General features: G+C 30.2%; 14 protein-coding genes. 7 read left to right on the top strand and 7 right to left on the bottom strand.

Annotated elements, in window-relative coordinates; genetic code table 11:
* Positions 1-35 precede the first annotated feature (35 nt).
* The 5 genes from BTO16_RS04180 to lysA form a co-directional block, all read right to left on the bottom strand.
* The gene (locus tag BTO16_RS04180; protein ID WP_105020383.1) at positions 36-2378 is read right to left on the bottom strand and encodes a type IA DNA topoisomerase; all 2343 of its coding nucleotides are present in this window, start codon (positions 2376-2378) and stop codon (positions 36-38) included.
* 611 nt (positions 2379-2989) lie between these two features.
* The gene (locus BTO16_RS04170; RefSeq protein WP_105020382.1) at positions 2990-5113 is read right to left on the bottom strand and encodes a Tex family protein; all 2124 of its coding nucleotides are present in this window, start codon (positions 5111-5113) and stop codon (positions 2990-2992) included.
* Between the two features lie 182 nt (positions 5114-5295).
* Positions 5296-5808, bottom strand: a complete 513-nt coding sequence (locus BTO16_RS04165; RefSeq protein WP_105020381.1) for a GNAT family N-acetyltransferase — start codon at positions 5806-5808, stop codon at positions 5296-5298.
* Between the two features lie 4 nt (positions 5809-5812).
* Positions 5813-6424, bottom strand: a complete 612-nt coding sequence (locus tag BTO16_RS04160) for a fumarylacetoacetate hydrolase family protein (RefSeq protein ID WP_105020380.1) — start codon at positions 6422-6424, stop codon at positions 5813-5815.
* Positions 6425-6504: 80 nt separating this feature from the next.
* Positions 6505-7752, bottom strand: a complete 1248-nt coding sequence (gene lysA / locus BTO16_RS04155; RefSeq protein ID WP_105020379.1) for a diaminopimelate decarboxylase — start codon at positions 7750-7752, stop codon at positions 6505-6507.
* 223 nt (positions 7753-7975) lie between these two features.
* On the opposite strand from lysA, the gene BTO16_RS04150 reads away from it, so the two are divergent.
* The 7 genes from BTO16_RS04150 to BTO16_RS17550 all read left to right on the top strand — a co-directional run bounded on the left by BTO16_RS04150 (position 7976) and on the right by BTO16_RS17550 (position 16469).
* Positions 7976-9832 (top strand): DNA topoisomerase IV subunit B, encoded by a 1857-nt coding sequence (locus tag BTO16_RS04150; protein WP_105020378.1) that lies wholly within the window; start codon positions 7976-7978, stop codon positions 9830-9832.
* A 342-nt stretch (positions 9833-10174) separates the two neighbouring features.
* Positions 10175-10672 (top strand): ORF6N domain-containing protein, encoded by a 498-nt coding sequence (locus tag BTO16_RS04145; RefSeq protein WP_105020377.1) that lies wholly within the window; start codon positions 10175-10177, stop codon positions 10670-10672.
* A 239-nt stretch (positions 10673-10911) separates the two neighbouring features.
* Positions 10912-13656 carry a DNA gyrase/topoisomerase IV subunit A gene (locus BTO16_RS04140; protein ID WP_105020376.1) on the top strand — a complete coding sequence of 915 codons (2745 nt, stop codon included), beginning with the start codon at positions 10912-10914 and terminating at the stop codon, positions 13654-13656.
* A gap of 34 nt (positions 13657-13690) precedes the next feature.
* A complete protein-coding gene (locus tag BTO16_RS04135; RefSeq protein WP_105020375.1) occupies positions 13691-14392 on the top strand; it encodes an aspartate/glutamate racemase family protein in 702 nt (233 codons plus the stop codon).
* A gap of 29 nt (positions 14393-14421) precedes the next feature.
* On the top strand, positions 14422-14757 hold the full coding sequence (locus BTO16_RS04130) for a DUF2834 domain-containing protein (RefSeq protein ID WP_105020374.1): 336 nt from the start codon (positions 14422-14424) through the stop codon (positions 14755-14757).
* Positions 14747-16069: a response regulator transcription factor gene (locus BTO16_RS04125; protein WP_105020373.1), complete on the top strand. Its 1323-nt coding sequence runs from the start codon at positions 14747-14749 to the stop codon at positions 16067-16069. The genes BTO16_RS04130 and BTO16_RS04125 overlap by 11 nt, the downstream gene beginning before the upstream one ends.
* Before the next feature lie 262 nt (positions 16070-16331).
* On the top strand, positions 16332-16469 hold the full coding sequence (locus tag BTO16_RS17550) for a hypothetical protein (RefSeq protein ID WP_170064408.1): 138 nt from the start codon (positions 16332-16334) through the stop codon (positions 16467-16469).
* A gap of 4 nt (positions 16470-16473) precedes the next feature.
* Here BTO16_RS17550 and BTO16_RS04120 read toward each other — a convergent pair whose 3' ends face one another.
* Both BTO16_RS04120 and BTO16_RS04115 read right to left on the bottom strand, forming a co-directional pair.
* Positions 16474-17604: an ABC transporter substrate-binding protein gene (locus tag BTO16_RS04120; protein ID WP_105020372.1), complete on the bottom strand. Its 1131-nt coding sequence runs from the start codon at positions 17602-17604 to the stop codon at positions 16474-16476.
* Positions 17604-18641, bottom strand: a complete 1038-nt coding sequence (locus BTO16_RS04115) for a GMP reductase (RefSeq protein ID WP_105020371.1) — start codon at positions 18639-18641, stop codon at positions 17604-17606. The genes BTO16_RS04120 and BTO16_RS04115 overlap by 1 nt, the downstream gene beginning before the upstream one ends.
* Positions 18642-18704 lie beyond the last annotated feature (63 nt).

The raw sequence follows: 18704 nt of genomic DNA, 5'->3' as shown, positions 1-18704 counted from the left end.
GGCAATAAATAATTTTTTGAAAGATAAAAAATAAATTAACCATTAAGAATTTTAATGACGTATTCTTTTGTTAATGGTTTTCCGTTTGCTATTTTTTTAAGATTTTCAAATGTAAAACGAAAATCACACCCCGATTTATATTCGGAACATCCATAAGCTGATGATCCTCTTAAAATTGAGCCTTTTTTGCATTTAGGACAACTAATTTTTTCTGGTTGAAGAGCAGATTTCTTAGTTTCACTCGTAATGATTTTTTGTTTTGGCTCCAGTTTTAATTTAAAGTTATCATCAAAACGAATCAATCCTTCTACAGAACCAGCATCCGATTTAAAACCTTTTAAATTCGTTGTGCAACCTTTATCAATCAAACGTATTAACTGATTTTCAGAAACTTTCTTTCCGTAAATTTCAAACGGAATTTTAAAATCACAACCAACTTTATATTCAGAACATCCAAAAGCGGAAGATCCTCTTATTAACCTTCCTTTTTTACACTTCGGACAGGCTTTATTAACAACTTCTTTTGATTTTGTTTTTTTGGTTTGAGTTTTTAGATTAACAGATTGCTTCGTTTTATCCGCAATGACTGTAGTATTTGAAGAAATTCTTTTCGTAGAAGTATTTGAACGAACTTCATAAACCAAATCATCCACCATTTTTTTCATGTTGTTGATAAAAGTTCCTGCGTTAAATTCTCCTCGTTCAATTTCTTTTAAACGTTTTTCCCAACGTCCAGTAAGTTCAGCAGATTTTAACAATTCGTTATCAATAATATTAATTAAGTCAATGCCCGTTTGCGTGGGAATTACTAATTTCTTCTGTCTTTCAATATATTTTCTTCGGAATAATGTCTCAATAATACTTGCTCTTGTAGAAGGTCTTCCAATTCCGTTTTCTTTCATCAACTCGCGCATTTCATCATCATCTACTTGCTTTCCAGCAGTTTCCATGGCGCGTAATAAACTAGCTTCTGTAAAATTTCTTGGTGGTTTTGTCTCTTTTTGTAAAAACGAAGGTTCGTGCGCTCCTTTTTCTCCTTTTACAAAGGATGGCAGCGTTTGCGCCTCATTTAACTCTTTCTTAATCTTACTTTCTTCCGTTTCGAAAGCAACTCGCCAACCTTTTGTAATAATTTCTTTTCCGGTAGTTTTAAAAGGAACTTCTGCAGCTTTACCAATAACAGCAGTATTAGAGACATCAGAATCTGGATAAAAAGCACCAATAAATCTTCTGGTAATAATATCATACACTTGTTGTTGATTGTATTGCAAGTGTGCTTGAATTCCTGTCGGGATTATTGCATGGTGATCGGTTACTTTTTTGTCATCAAAAACACGACTCGTTTTCTTTATTTTCTTGCCTAAAAGCGGCTGTGTTAATTCGCTATAGTTTGTTAATTTTGATAAAATTCCTGCAATTTTTGGATAGACATCATTCGGTAAAAAAGTAGTATCAACCCTTGGATACGTAACTACTTTCATTTCATACAATTTCTGTACAATTTTCAAAGTATCATCCGCAGAAAAAGAAAATTTATTATTACAATACACCTGTAATCCTGTTAAATCAAACAGTTTTGGAGCATAATCCTTTCCTTTCTTTTTGATGACAGAAACGATTTCAAAATCAGATTCTTTTACTTTATCAGCTAAAACTTGACCATCTTCTTCTTTTAAAAACCGTCCATCTTCGTAATTAAAAAGTGTATTTCTATACGTAGTTTGCAATTCCCAATAAGGTTCTGGCTTAAAATTCTGAATTTCGATAAACCGATTTACCAACATGGCTAGAGTAGGAGTTTGCACTCTACCAACTGATAAAACCTGTTTGTAACCGCCAAATTTTAAGGTATATAAACGAGTTGCATTTAAGCCCAAAAGCCAATCGCCAATTGCTCTAGAATACCCAGCATAATACAAGTTATCATATTTTTCGGAAGGTTTTAAATTGTTAAATCCTTCTTTAATGGCTTCTTCTGTAAGAGATGAAATCCATAAACGTTGCACTTCTCCTTTATAATTGCATTGGTTAATTACCCAACGCTGAATAAGTTCTCCTTCTGTACCAGCATCCCCACAATTAATTACTACGGTTGCTTTTTCGAATAAAGATTTTACAATATTAAATTGTTTTTTAATTCCAGAATCTCCTGTAACTTTCGTGTCGAAACGTTCTGGCAACATGGGTAAGTTGTTTAAATCCCAACTTTTCCAATGCGGTTTGTAGTCTTTAGGTTCTAAAAGTGTGCATAAATGCCCGAAGGTATACGTTACTGCATAGCCGTTTCCTTCATAGAAACCGTCACGTTTTGTGTTGGCTCCCAGAATACTAGCAATTTCTCTTGCTACACTTGGTTTTTCGGCAATACAGACTTTCATTGGTTATTTTTGCGAAGTCGAAAGTAAGGAAATATTTGTGAAATCTTATAAATCCTTTTGTAACTTATTAGGATTTTGTCTTGTGTCAAAAATAGTGATTATTTCTATTTCTTGCTGATTTTCTAAAACTCTGTATTATAATGTAGTTTGTTTTGAAATAATACATTTATATAGCCCTTTTTTCTTATTTGACTTCCGAAAACTTTCAGGATGTAATTTAATGATATCAATCTTTTTATCTAATTTCCTTACAAAATCTAATTTTACGTTTAAATTTCAATTTGTGGCTAAATAACAAAAAAGTTTATCAAGTTTCTTTTCTGATGTCTTAGAAATTTCTATTTCTCTCATTATTTTCTATGAGAAGCCATAAAAGTTTCATAATCTGTAGTTTCTTTATTTAGAATTTCTAAATCTAATTTATTGATTTCCTCGTGTTGATAAGGTGTTAAATCATTCCAAAAATCTTTTTTTTTCTTTTCTTAAAAAATTTAGAACCTTTTCAATTAGTTCAGAAGCTTCAATATCTAAAATTTCTTTAATTAACTTAATTTTTGTTGTTTGAATATCCATTTTATTTTTCTTTTTATAAAGATAAGAAAATTATTATTTTACTTCACCAAAGCCAATTGAATCCGCTTTCTCACAACATCAACTTCTAATACTTTTACAATAATTTGTTGTTGTAAATTAACAATTGCACTTACATCTTTTACAAAAGTATCAGATAGATTAGAAACGTGAATTAAACCACTTTCTTTGATTCCGATATCAACAAAACAGCCAAAATTCGTAATGTTATTTACAATTCCGGGTAAAAGTTGCCCTATTCTTAAATCAGCAATTGTTTTTATAGTTGCATCAAAAGAAAACATTTTTGCTTTTGCTCTTGGATCTACACCTGGTTTTTCTAATTCCTTAATAATGTCTTCTAAAGTTGGCAAACCAACGGTTGTAGAAATATAATTTTTTAACGGAATTTTATTCAGCAATTCTTTATTCCCAATAAAATCAGCTACATTTTTTTTAATGTCTTTGGCTATTTTATCAACCAAAGTATAATTTTCTGGATGCACTGCAGAATCATCTAGCGGATTTTTAGCATTTTTAATTCGTAAAAAACCAGCAGCTTGTTCAAAAGCTTTTGCGCCTAAACTTGGTACTTTTTTAATAGCAGTTCTTGATGTAAAAGAACCATTTTCATTTCTATAAATTATGATGTTTTGCGCAATTTTTGGACCAATTCCGGATACATAACTAAGCAAAGATTCACTTGCTGTGTTGATGTTAATTCCGATAGTATTTACACAACTTTCAACAACTGTATCCAACGATTTTTTTAATTTTGTTTGATCTACATCATGTTGATATTGACCAACTCCAATCGATTTTGCATCAATCTTAACCAACTCAGCTAAAGGGTCTTGCAATCTTCTACCAATAGAAATTGATCCACGAACGGTAACATCAAATGTTGGAAACTCGTCTCTCGCAATTTTTGAAGCAGAATAAATGGATGCGCCAGCTTCACTTACTACAAAAACTTCTACTTGATTTTTAAATTGAATTTTTTTAACAAACTGCTCTGTTTCTCTAGAAGCCGTTCCGTTGCCAATTGCAATGGCCTCAATTTTATGAGCATCCACTAAAAAACTAATCTTTTTGATCGCTTCAATTAAATTATTTTGAGGCGCATGCGGATAAATGGTTTCATTATGTTCTAAATCTCCTTGCGCATTTAAACACACAATTTTACAACCAGATCTAAACCCAGGATCAATTGCTAAAATTCTTTTTTCGCCCAAAGGAGCTCCTAAAAGTAATTGTTTTAGGTTTTTAGAGAAAACGGTAATTGCATCTTCGTCGGCTTTTTCTTTTGCAATTGATAGCGCTTCATTTGATAAAGAAGGAAATAAAAGACGTTTAAAAGCATCTTGAATCGCTAATTGAATTTCTGATGAGCACTCATTTTGAGTTCTGATAATTCTATCTTCCATTTTTTGAATGGCTTTCTCTGAATCGATCTCTATTTTAACCCGAATAAAACCCTCTTTTTCGGCTCTTAAAATGGCTAAAAAACGATGCGAAGGAATATTTTTTAGAGATTCATTCCAATCAAAATAATCTTTAAATTTTTGCGCTTTTTCGTCGTCAATCTTCGTTTTTATAACTTTGGATGAAATTGTTGCAAAACGCTCTATTTGTTGTCTAATATTGTTTCTAATATCTGTGCGTTCGTTTACCCATTCTGCAATTATAAAACGAGCGCCTTCTAAAACAGTTTCAATAGTTTCAACTTCTTTAGAAATGTATTTCGTTGCTGTAGCTTCTAAATTTTGTACTCGCTGACTCATCATCATTTTTGCCAACGGTTCTAAACCTTGTAAACGTGCAGTTTCTGCTTTGGTTTTACGCTTTTTCTTAAAAGGTAAATACAAATCTTCTAAAGCGATTAAATCTTGAGAATTGTTTACTTTTTGCTCTAATTCTAACGTTAAAACGTCTTGTTCTTCTAATGCTTTTAAAATGGCTTTTTTACGTTTTTCTAGAGCTTCAAAAAGTTCTTTATATCTAAGAATATCACCAATTTCAACTTCGTCTAAATTACCTGTCATTTCTTTTCTATATCTTGATATAAAAGGAATTGTACAAGCTTCGTTTAACAATGAAATTGTGTTTTCTACAGATTTTGATGAAAGTCGTGTTTGCTGAACTATATAAGAAAGTAACTGCATTTTTTAGATTGAATTTAAAGAAATAAAAAAACCTCATAAATTGATTTTATGAGGTTGTAAATATACTTTTATTTTGTTTTTTTCTTCTGAATTTTAAAGATAATTGCCGTTTTTCTCCTTGACTAAAGTTGAGCGGTTTAAAGAATTATTGAGTAAGATTTAACTAACTTTCGTTTGATTACTTATAAAATTACTTTCTCAAAAGCCAATCTTTTGTCACCATAATTGGTGTAAATAATTCCGCAATATTTGTAGCCTAGTTTTTTGATTAAAGATTGCATTCCAATATTATCTTCATGCGTATCAATCTTTAGGCTTTTGATGTTTTTTTCTAGTAATTGTAGATGAAATTCATCAAATAACAAGGTTGCCAATCCAAATTTTCTAAACTCTTTTTTGATGGCCATTCTGTGAATTACTCCGTAAACTTCATTTTCCTCAACAATCCAATTCCCTTCAATAATTTTGTAAGTTGGTTCTTTATTTGTTGTAAACATCGAAGTTGCCATTATCTTATTTTCATCATTAATAACAATAAAACTTTCTCCGTTTAAAATATCATTTTCAATTTGTTCTGCATTCGGATACCCATTTTGCCATTGATCAATATTTTGCGATGCTAAGTAAGCTCTTGCATCTTCAATTATTTCCAAAATTTTTGGAACATTTTTTAAAGTAGAAAGTTGAATTTTCATCCGTTTAAATCATTTTAAAATCTAACATTAAATCGCCTTCTATAGAAAGTTGTAAACGATCTCCAACTTGGATTTCTCCTGCACCAGTAGCCGGCGTTCCTGTAAATATTAAATCGCCAGGTTGTAACGTCATATATTTTGAGGTGAATGCAATAATTTCGGCAAAATTATAAATCATAAAAGCCGTATTTCCTACTTGTTTTTGTTCTCCGTTAATTTTTAAATCGAAATTAATATCGTTTAAATTCGGGAAATTAGAAACCGTTTTAAAACTAGAAATTGGTGCAGCGCCATCAAAACCTTTAGACAATTCCCAAGGACCTTTGTTTTCTCTAGATTCGTTAAAAATATCTTTTGCTGTATAATCGATTCCTGCTGCAATTTCAGAAATATAAGAAGTTGCATTTTCTAAAGTAATATTTTTCCCTTCTTTTCCAATTTTGATAACCAACTCAATTTCATACAATAACTGCTTTGTAAAACTTGGGTATTCAACATCACAGTTAACAGCTAAACTTGATGCTGGTTTAGAAAAAATAATTTGGTTCCCTGTTTTACCAATATTCTTATCGTCTAAATTATTAACGTAATTTTTACCAATTGCTAATATTTTCATTATTTATTATTTTAAAAAGCCACGAATTTACAAATATAAATATTTGAGAATTCGTGGCTACTTATTTAATTTATAATTTTTTAAGCTTGTACAGCTTCTTTTTTTGTTGCTTTTTTCTTAGCAGAAAAATCAATATTTTCTTGATTGTGTAAAATATCTTGAATGGTTTGTCTTTTTCTAATTAAATAATCTTTTCCGTCATGAAACATTACTTCCGCAGGTAAATAACGAGAATTATAGTTAGATGCCATCGAAAAACAATACGCTCCAGCATTGTGAAAACACAAAACATCTTCTTCAGAAATTTCTGCAATTCTTCTGTTGGATGCAAAAGTATCTGTTTCACAAATATAACCGACAACAGAATAATATCTATCTCTTCCTGTGGGGTTTGAAATATTTGTAATATGATGATAAGAATCGTACATCATAGGTCTAACCAAGTGATTAAAGCCAGAATCTACGTGCGCAAAAACGGTAGAAGTTGTTTGTTTTACAACATTTACTTTTGCTAAAAATGAACCCGCTTCAGAGACTAAAAATTTACCAGGTTCGAACATTAGCGTAATTTCTTTGCCATATTCAACACAAAACTCATTAAATCTTTCTGATAACTGCAAACCTAATTGCTCAATATCCGTAGAAATGTCTCCTTCTTTATAAGGAACTTTAAATCCGCTTCCAAAATCAATAAAATCAATGTTTTCAAATTGTTTAGCAACATCAAACAAAATTTCTGTAGCACGTAAAAAAGTATCAATATCTAAAATATCAGAACCTGTGTGCATGTGAATTCCGTTAATATTCATGCCTGTATTTTCTACAACACGTTTAATGTGCGGAACTTGGTGTATTGATATTCCGAATTTAGAATCGATATGACCCACAGAGATTTTAGAATTCCCACCTGCCATAATATGTGGATTGATACGCACACAAACCGGAATTTCGGGATGTTTTTGTCCGAATAACTCTAAAATAGAAAGATTATCAATATTAATCTGAACACCTAATTTCGCAACTTCTTCTATTTCGGTTAAAGAAACTCCGTTTGGTGTATAAATTATTTTTTTAGGATCAATGCCTGTTGTTAAACCCAACTGCACTTCTTGAATAGAAACCGTATCTAAACCAGCACCTAAATTTTTAAAGAACTTTAAAATATTAATATTCGAAAGTGCTTTTACGGCATAATTAAGTTTTAAACTTTTAACACTGCTAAAAGCATCTGTTAATCTATTATATTGAGATTCAATTTTGTCTGTATCGTAAACATACAAAGGACTGCCGTATTTGTTCGCTAATTCTAAAAGTTGTACTCTATCCACTTTGATTTTATTTTATATCTGGGCTCAAAAGTAATACAAATGTTTAATAAATTATGATTTGTTTAAAAATATAACAAATTGTTTTTTATTGTGATTTTTGCATCAAAAAAACTGATTTTTAACCGTTGAAATCCTGTTGATAACTAATTAACAAAGGCATTTTATCTTACCTTGTAAAATCTTAATTTAGCAAGGCTAAACCCTAACCACAGTTCCAATTTTTATGACTCAAGAAACAAAATATACAGAAGATAATATTAGATCATTAGACTGGAAAGAGCACATTAGAATGCGTCCAGGAATGTATATTGGTAAATTGGGTGATGGATCTTCTGCGGATGACGGAATTTACATTCTTGTAAAAGAAGTTTTAGACAATTCTATTGATGAATATGTAATGGGCGCTGGTAAAACCATCGAAATTTCTATTCAAGGTAGTAAAGTTACCGTAAGAGATTTTGGTAGAGGAATCCCTTTAGGGAAAGTAGTTGACGTGGTTTCTAAAATGAATACTGGTGGTAAATACGACTCAAAAGCATTTAAAAAATCGGTAGGTTTAAACGGGGTTGGTACAAAAGCCGTAAATGCATTATCCGATTTTTTTAGAGTAGAATCAACCAGAGATGGTAAGTCTGCATCTGCAGAATTTAGCCAAGGAAATTTAATAAGTCAAGATTTTTTAGAAGAAACGTCTCGTAGAAAAGGAACTAAAGTTTCTTTTATTCCGGATGAAGCAATTTTTAAAAAATATAAATTTAGAAACGAATATGTTTCTAAAATGTTGAAGTATTATGTGTATTTAAATCCGGGTTTGACCATTATTTTTAACGGAGAAAAATATTTTTCTGAAAACGGATTAAAAGATTTATTAGAAGACAATAACAATTTAGATGATATGTTGTACCCAATAATTCACTTAAAAGGAGAAGATATTGAAGTTGCAATAACGCACAGTAAAACCCAATATTCAGAAGAATATTATTCGTTTGTAAATGGGCAACACACAACGCAAGGAGGAACACATCAAGCAGCATTTAGAGAAGTAATTGTAAAAACAATTCGTGATTTTTATGGCAAGGCATTTGAAGCTTCTGATGTAAGAAAATCAATTATTTCTGCGATTGCCATCAAAGTAATGGAACCTATTTTTGAAAGTCAGACAAAAACAAAGTTAGGATCCACAGAAATGGGCGGTAAATTACCAACTGTTAGAACCTATATTAGTGATTTTCTAAAAACCAAGTTAGATAACTTTTTACATAGAAATAGTGATGTTGCAGATTTCCTTTTAAAGAAAATTGTACAAGCAGAAAGAGAACGAAAAGAATTGTCTGGCATAAGAAAACTAGCAAAAGACAGAGCAAAAAAAGCGAATTTACACAATAAGAAATTACGAGATTGTAGAGTTCATTTAGGTGATATTAAACATGAAAATTACTTAGAAAGCACCTTGTTTATTACCGAGGGAGATTCTGCTTCTGGTTCTATTACAAAATCTAGAAATGTAAACACACAAGCCGTTTTTAGCTTAAAAGGAAAACCTTTAAATTCTTACGGATTAAGTAAAAAAATTGTGTACGAAAATGAGGAATTTAATTTATTACAGGCAGCTTTAAATATAGAAGATGGTTTAGACGAATTGCGCTATAATAATATTGTAATTGCTACGGATGCCGATGTTGACGGAATGCATATTCGGTTGTTATTAATTACGTTCTTTTTACAGTTTTTTCCAGAATTGATTAAAGACGGACATTTATATATTTTAGACACGCCATTATTTAGAGTTCGTGATAAAAAAGAAACTATTTATTGTTATTCAGAAGAGGAACGAAGAGCCGCAGTTGAAAAGCTTAGAGGAAAAGCAGAAATAACTCGATTTAAAGGTTTGGGGGAAATTTCGCCAAACGAATTCGTGCATTTTATTGGTGATGATATTCGTTTAGATCCCGTAATGTTAGATAAAGAAATGTCTATTGAACAAATGTTAGAATTTTATATGGGGAAAAATACGCCAGACAGGCAGAAATTTATCATTAAAAACTTAGTAGTTGAGTTGGATGTAATTGAGGAATTATAAACATTTTAAACTTCTTATACTTCGGATGAGTTTTGATTAATATATGATTATGGGTTAAGGTGTTATATAAATTTGGCTAAAGCCTTAGTGTTGATATAATGAAATACCTATGAATAAATCCATAGGCAATTTAAAAAGAGTAAAAATAGTTAATTATGATTTTCAATTTTCACAAGCTTTAACCTGCGTTTCTTAAATAAAAAGGATAATGGCTTTAGCCAAACAATATGAATTAATGCGAGTTTAAGTAAGAAAAAATAAAAATTGGAGGTAGTAATTTGGCTCCTCCAATTTAAAAGTATAATATATGAGGTTGCAATTGGCGACCTCAATATAAAAAAAATGAAAAAGAAAGAAGAAAATTCACTAATTCCTGATGAAATTATTACTAACAAAATCTATTTGATTCGCAATCAAAAAGTAATGTTAGATAGCCATTTAGCTGAGTTGTATCAAGTGGAAACTAAATTATTAAAAAGGCAAGTTCGAAGAAATATTGAAAGATTCCCGGAAGATTTTATGTTTGAATTATCTAAAGAAGAATACGAATCTTTAAGGAGTCAATTTGGCACCTTAAAAAGAGGTGAACACTCAAAATACCTTCCAATGGCTTTTTCAGAACAAGGTGTTGCCATGTTGTCTAGTGTTTTAAATAGTGATAGCGCAATTGTAGTAAATATTAGAATTATAAGAATATTTACTAAAATGAGAGATTTATTAAGTGATAATTTAAACTTGCGATTAGAAGTTGAAGAAATTAAGAAAAAGCTAAACAATCACGATAAAAATATAGAATTGGTATTTAGGTCATTGCGAGGTACGAAGCAATCTTATGTGTAAATAAAGATTGCCGCAGAAAGTGAAAAACTTTCTTCGCAACGACAAGCGGAAAGAAATAAAATTGGATACAAAAATAATGAAAGTAAATAGTTAGCAAGTATGCCCGCGTTAGGGATTGAAGAGGAAATCCTTTTTTATTTTTCATAAAAAAGATTGCAACGTAAAGCCCGACCTTTTTAGGGAACGCCCAAATAAAAGAATACACAATTAAACGATTACACAATTAACGTTTATAAAGAATGAGTGAAGAAATAAACGAAAACGAAGAAGAATTACAAAAAAAAGTAGATCAAACGGATGGCGTAAGTGACCAGGGTGATGTTGTTGAGGAAACCATTACCAAGGTTACAGGAATGTACAAAGAGTGGTTTTTAGAATATGCTTCGTATGTAATTTTAGAAAGAGCCGTACCTTCTTTAGAAGACGGATTAAAACCAGTGCAGCGTAGAATTATGCATTCTATGAAGGATTTAGACGATGGTCGTTACAATAAAGTAGCGAATATTGTTGGTCACACCATGCAATATCATCCGCATGGAGATGCTTCTATTGCAGATGCCATGGTGCAAATTGGTCAGAAAGAATTGCTGATTGATATGCAAGGAAATTGGGGTAATATTTTAACAGGAGATCGCGCAGCTGCTTCTCGTTATATAGAAGCGCGTTTATCAAAATTTGCATTAGAAGTTGTTTTTAATCCGAAGACAACAGAGTGGAAATCGTCTTACGATGGTAGAAGAAAAGAACCGATTGATTTACCTGTAAAGTTCCCGCTTTTATTAGCGCAAGGTGCAGAAGGAATTGCTGTTGGTTTGTCAACAAAAATTTTACCGCATAACTTTATTGAATTAATTGATGCTTCAATTAAATATTTAAAAGGAAAGAGTTTTAAAATTGTACCTGATTTTATCACAGGCGGAATTGCCGATTTTACCAATTATAATGACGGTAAACGAGGCGGAAAAGTTAGAGTTCGTGCTAAAATTTCTCAACTCGATAAAAAGACCTTAGTTATTTATGAAATTCCGTTTGGCACAACAACCACTTCTTTGATTGATAGTATTATAAAAGCTAATGAAAAAGGGAAAATCAAGATAAAAAAGATTGAAGATAATACTGCAGCAGAAGTAGAAATTTTAGTGCATTTGCCACCAAATGTTTCTCCTGATAAGACGATTGATGCCTTGTATGCATTTACGAGTTGTGAAAATTCAATTTCACCATTATCGTGCACCATAGAAAATAACAAACCGGTTTTTATCGGAGTTTCTGAAATGTTAAAACATTCAACAGATTTAACAGTTGAATTGCTTAAAAAAGAGTTAGAAATTCAGTTACACGAATTAGAAGAACAATGGCATTTTGCATCTTTAGAACGTATTTTTATTGAAAATAGAATTTATCGAGATATAGAAGAAGAAGAAACTTGGGAAGGCGTAATTATTGCTATTGATAAAGGTTTGCAACCGCATATCAAGCATTTAAAAAGACCAATTACAGAAGAAGATATTGTTCGTTTAACAGAAATAAGAATTAAGAAAATATCAAAATTTGATATTGATAAAGCAAAACAACATATAGAAAGTTTAGAAGATAAAATTGCGGGTGTAAAGCATCATTTGGCAAATTTAATTGTTTTTGCAATTGATTATTTTAAGAATTTAAAAGAGAAATACGGAAAAGGAAAAGAGCGCCAAACCGAAATTAGAATTTTTGATGACATTGTTGCCTCTAAAGTAGCAATGAATAACGCCAAATTGTATGTAAATAGAGAAGAGGGTTTTATTGGAACATCACTTAAAAAAGATGAATTTGTAACAGATTGTTCTGATATTGATGATATTATCATTTTTAGAAAAGATGGTGTAATGTCAGTTTCAAAAATTGATTCTAAAACGTTTGTAGGTAAAGATATTATTCATGTTGCCGTCTTTAAAAAGAAAGACCGACGCACTGTTTATAATTTTATGTATCGCGATGGCGCAAAAGGAGCAAGTTACATGAAACGATTTAATGTTACTTCTGTTACGCGTGATAAAGAATACGATTTAACCAATGGAAGTAAAGGTTCTTTAGTTCATTATTTTTCTGCAAATTATAATGGTGAAGCAGAAGTTGTTACTATTAATTTACGTTCTGTGGGCAGTGTTAAAAAACTGAAATGGGATATTGATTTTGCTGATTTAGCTGTAAAAGGTAGAGCGGTTCGTGGAAATAGAATTACAAAATACAACGTTAGAAGTGTCGATTTTAAATCTGAAGGAGTTTCTACGCTAAAACCAAGAAAAATTTGGTTCGATGATACGGTTCAGCGTTTAAATGTGGATGAAAGAGGTGAGTTGCTGGGCGAATTTAAAGCAGAAGATAAATTATTAATTATAACACAAAGCGGAAAAATAAAAGCGGTAAAACCAGATTTGGCAATGCATTTTGAAGATGATATGATTGTTTTAGAAAAATGGAAACCAAATAAACCAATTTCTGCCATTTATTTTGATGGAGAAAAAGAGCGCTACTATATAAAACGCTTTTTAATTGAAACTACAGATAAGGAAGAAATTTTTATTTCGGAACATGCAAAATCGCATTTAGAAATTATTGCTACAGATTACAGACCAATTGCAGAAGTGCAGTTTTCTAAAAGAAATATAGAAAATGAAATCGTTAATTTAGAGGACTTTATTGCTGTAAAAGGAATAAAAGCACTCGGAAACCAGTTTTCTACAGAGAAAATAAAACTAGTAAGTTTATTAGAATCGTTGCCTTTTGAAGAACCAGAAGAAGAAAAAGTAGAGGAAGTAGAAGTTGTTGATGAGGAAGTTATTGAAGATAAATTGTATGTCGAAATTCCTGAAACTAAAAAACCTGTTTTAGAAGAACTTTCTGCGGATGAAAAAGCAAAAATAGCGTTGCAAAAATCAATAGCAAGAAAGAAAGCCGAACAGAAGAAGATTGATGATGAGAATCAAACGAAGTTGTTTTAAATAAAGTTTTTGTTTTAATAATATAATTGAATAGATGAAAAAAATAGGATTAATAGGAGGTATAACGCCAGAATCTACCATTTTATATTATCGAATATTAAACCAATTAAATGCTACAAATTTTGGGAAACCACATTCAGCTGAAGTGATTATCAACTCTTTTGATTTTGGTGACATTGCTAAATTACAAAAAGAAAGTAGATGGGATTTGTTAAATGAAATGATGTTTAAAGCTGGTGAAAATTTAGAAGCTGCTGGTGCAGATTGTATTTTAATTTGTGCAAACACAATGCACTTGTGCATAGATTCAGTCAGAAGAGCAGTAAATATTCCTGTTATACATATTGCAGAAGCAACTTCAAAAAAAATAATTGAAAAGAAATTAACTAAAGTTGCATTGATAGGTACTAAATATACAATGGAAAAGGATTTTTTTAAAGTTATTTTAACTTCATTTGGTATTGAGACTATTATTCCTGAATTAGAAGAAAGAGACGTAATTCATTCTGTAATTTACGATGAATTATCTGTCGGAAAAATTAATCCACCCTCTAAAGAAAAATATTTAACAATAATTGATAGATTAATTAGTAATGGAGCAGAAGGTATTATTTTAGGATGTACTGAAATCCCTTTGCTTATTGAACAAAAAGATGTTTCTGTACCTGTTTTCGATACTACTAAAATTCATGCAACTTCTGCGTATGAATTTTCAATAAATAATAAGAACACATAGAAACTGAATAAAATATTAAATAACTAATTATGAAACTAAAACACGCATACATTTTACTATCAATTTTAGGAATCTGTTACACTTGGTATTATAATATTCAATGGTTTCAAACTGTAGAAGATCCAACGTTTACAAATTTTATGAAGGATGCTCAATTAAACTTTGCAGGCAAATCTTTTGGTGCAGATTTAACAGTAGTTGTACTTACCTTTTTTGCTTTTATGATTCCTGAATCTTTACGTTTAAAAATTAAATATTGGTGGGTTTTAATTCCTTTTACATTTTTAATTGCGATTGCATTTACGTTTCCACTATTCTTATACATGAGAGAAGTTGCATTAGAAAAGCGCATTAATGAAGCCTAATATTCTCATTTTACTATTATTTTTTAGTTCAATTTTGTTTTCACAAAATGATGTTTATTATTTTAAAGATGTAGGTAATGCCTATTCTGTAAAAAATATTGCAGAAGCCAATTTTAAAAAAGTAAATAATACAATTTTAGATAAGGAAACCAAGGTAACTTTTTGGTTTAAAATTCCAAATGATAACTCAAATTTAGAGTACATTTTTAGAATTAGTTCAAATAGAATTAAAAACGCAAATGCTTATCAAGATTTTAAAGAGATTTTAAAGATTCCAGGAGAGAGATATGTAGCTTTTAAATTTAACAGAAATGCACCAGTTTACATCAGGGTTAATTCAGATTATACTTCCTATTATCCTTTTGAATTAGCAGCAGAATCTGAATCTAATTATAAAGAGAAAATTCAACTCTTGCTAAATGGTTTTTATTACGGTTTTGCTTTTTTGGTTATTATTTATTGTTTTTACTACTATTATTTTTTTAAAGATAACACCTATCTTTATTATGCTTTACTTCTTTCGAGCTTAGTATTATCATTTAGCTTAGTTGATGGTATTTGGGCCTTTTTCAAAGCATCTCAAAACATTATAGATATTACCATTTTATTAAATTATGTATTTGTTGCTTTCTTTTCGTCAAAATTTATTCAGAATTTTTTAGTTGTTGATAATTATTTCCCTAAACTAAAGAGGTACACCTACAGTTTAGGCTTTCTTATTATATTAATGATTTTAATTTATTTGCTATCTAAAAATCACTCCATTTTTATTGTTATAAATATTTTAGTTTTTTTGATAAGTTCTATTTATTGGTTTGTAGGAGTTTTACTTTTTAAAAATAGTGTTTATAATAAAATATTTGTATTTGCTTATGTAACTATATTATTTTCTGGCATTGATTTTTTTGTATTAAAAAAATTAGGTTATAGCTTGTTTGAAACAAATGCAATAGGTTTAAAAATTGGTGGCTTTATACAAATTATAGTTTTATCAGTTGCAGTTCTATACAGAGAGAAAACTTTACGCGCTTCTAATTACACAATGAAAATTGAAATAATTGAATACTCTAAAGAAATTGAGCGAATAATTTTAGATACTAAAGATGAAACACAAAAAGATGTTTTAGAAACTTTAAGTATAAGAGAAAGAGAAATTTTTGAATTAATAACGTTAGCAAATTCTAACAAAATAATTGCAAACACATTAAATATTTCTGTAAACACTGTAAAATTTCATGTGAAGAATATTTACGAAAAATTAGACATAAAAAGTAGAAAAGAGGCGATAATACTCGATAGCGCGAACAAATAATAAGGATTAAGATAAAACTACCCTAAAACCACCCGGACTAATTTAAACAAATTAGCATAAATTGTTTAAATTGGCCACAGAAGTTTTATAAAGATAGTCCCTCAATTCATTTTAACTCCAAAATTTATTTTTGGAGTTTTTTTTGTCAATTAATTTAAATAAATAATTTATTGATTTGTGAAATTCTTATCTTTATAAGGGAGTAGAAATTTAAAATTATTTGTTTACAATAAAGAATAACTAAAAATAGAACCAAAAAAATATGAAAGAAAAGTCAAATTCAGAATTTAGTCAATTAAAAAATTCAACTTCTTTACCTGCTTTAGATAATCAGAAAAAAGAGCAGCTAATTAATGATAAAGATAAGCAGAAACAAATTCAAGAAAATCAGCAGCAATAATAAATTATTGCATTTTCTCAAAGAACGTAAATTTGTAATCAGGTAACAAATCAGGATTTGTTATTTTGATCATATCTTTTAAAACTAAATCGGGTCTTGTTGGTGCTAATTCGTAATAAATAACACCACCTGTCTTTCCTTTTTTAAGTGTTGGCGTGTAGATATTATCGTTCTTAAAAGCATCAAATTCAGCATAAATTTTATTACTATTCAGTAATTGTTCTTTGGATGAAAAATAACCAGGAGCAATCCAAAAATCAGCATTTCTAGCTTTATCAAAAACACTTTCAAAACTTAACGACAAACTTCCTTTTCCTTCGGATTCTTGCCATAAATAGGTAAGGTTTGCATCTTTTAAAAATTGAGCTACAAAACTTTCTCCGGCGGGTAAATTCCAAATGTCTTTGCTCATAATTGCGCCAGACAAAATTGTTGGTTTTTTTGTTGATTCTAAAGCGATGTTTTTAGCCTCTAAATAATTTGTTTCAATCACTTTAAAAATGCTGTCAGCTTGTTTTTCTTTATCAAATAAAACCCCAAAAAACTTAATCCATTCTGCTCGACCTAAAGGTGTTTCTTCTAGCCAATCGCCATTATAAATTACATTTATTCCTGCTTTTTCTAAAGTTGTTAGCGATTTATCAGCCTTAGAAACACTGTAACCAACAATTAATTCTGGTTGTAGGTCTAATAGAATCTCTGTGTTTAAAGCACCTTCTTTGCCAATTTCTGCAATTTTATTTGCATTTATTAATAGTCTGGTTTTTTCTGATGAAACATATTTTGCATATGGAAATCCGATTATAGAAGTTTCTTCATTTAGTAATTCAACCATCGGAATGTGAGTTGTTGATGTAACTACAATTTTTTGAACAGGGGTAAAGACGGTGTTTTTAATATTTGATTTTATAGCAGTTTTATTTTTGATGATGTATTCAAAAGCTTCATCAGAGTTTTGATACCGGGCTTTTATAATTAGTTTTTTAATTCCGTTATCATTAACAATATCAAAACCTTTTGCGTATTTAATTTTGCTGATGGGTTCTAATTTTTTATCATCTTGAACAACCTCCTTTTTACAAGAAATTAAAATTGATAAAATTGATAAAAAAAAGATAGTTTTTGAATTTCTCATTAGTTGTAAACTTGATTTTCTTGTTCTTGGACTCTTATAAAAGTCGTTCTTTTTGTTAATTCTTTTAATTTGCTAGCGCCAACGTAGGTGCAAGTAGATCTCAATCCTCCTAAAATATCAATGATAGTTTCATCTACATTTCCTTTAAAAGGAACTTTGACTGTTTTTCCTTCGGATGCTCTATAATTTGCAACTCCGCCAACATGCTTATTCATAGCTGTTTCTGAACTCATACCGTAGAAAGCTTTAAATTTTTCACCGTTTTTCTCGATTAAATCACCACCGCTTTCTTCGTGACCCGCTAACATTCCGCCTAACATTACAAAATCTGCACTTCCTCCAAAAGCTTTTGCAATATCTCCTGGAGTTTTGCAACCACCGTCAGAAATAATTTGCCCGCCCATACCGTGAGCAGCATCTGCACATTCTATAATTGCCGAAAGTTGCGGATAGCCAACACCCGTTTTAATTCTTGTGGTACAAACTGAACCAGGACCAATACCAACTTTTATAATATCTGCGCCAGCTAATAACAATTCTTCTACCATTTCGCCAGTAACCACATTGCCAGCAATAATTACTTTATTAGGATGGTTTTTACGCATTTTTTGCACAAAATTGACAAAATATTCAGAATAACCATTGGCAACATCAACACAAATAAAGTTTATTTGCGGGAATTCAGTTAAAATTTGATTTACTTTTTCAGAATCTTTTTTTCCGATGCCTGTACTTACTGCAATATTTTTTAAAATATTTTCTGATACATTTAATGCAAAATCTCTCCATTCTTCCAAAGAATAATGTTTATGAATTGCTGTAAATAGATTGTATTTTGAGAATGCTTTTGCCATTTCAAAAGTACCAACAGTATCCATGTTTGCTGCCATAATTGGTATTCCTGTCCAAATAACAGAACTATGTAAAAACTTAAATTCTCTTTCTAAAGTTACTTGCGATCGTGATTTTAAAGTAGATCGTTTTGGACGAATCATAACATCTTTAAAACCTAATTTTAATTCATTTTCTATTCTCATCTTTTTCAAATAAAAGTAAGTGATAAAGGTATAAAATTTGAAAGCGATTTAATTAGATTGTTT

The sequence above is a fragment of the Polaribacter glomeratus genome (assembly GCF_002954665.1).
Classification (GTDB): Bacteria; Bacteroidota; Bacteroidia; order Flavobacteriales; family Flavobacteriaceae; genus Polaribacter; species Polaribacter glomeratus.
Note: the sequence above shows the minus strand (reverse complement) of the source record. Positions and strands in the feature narration are given on the sequence as shown.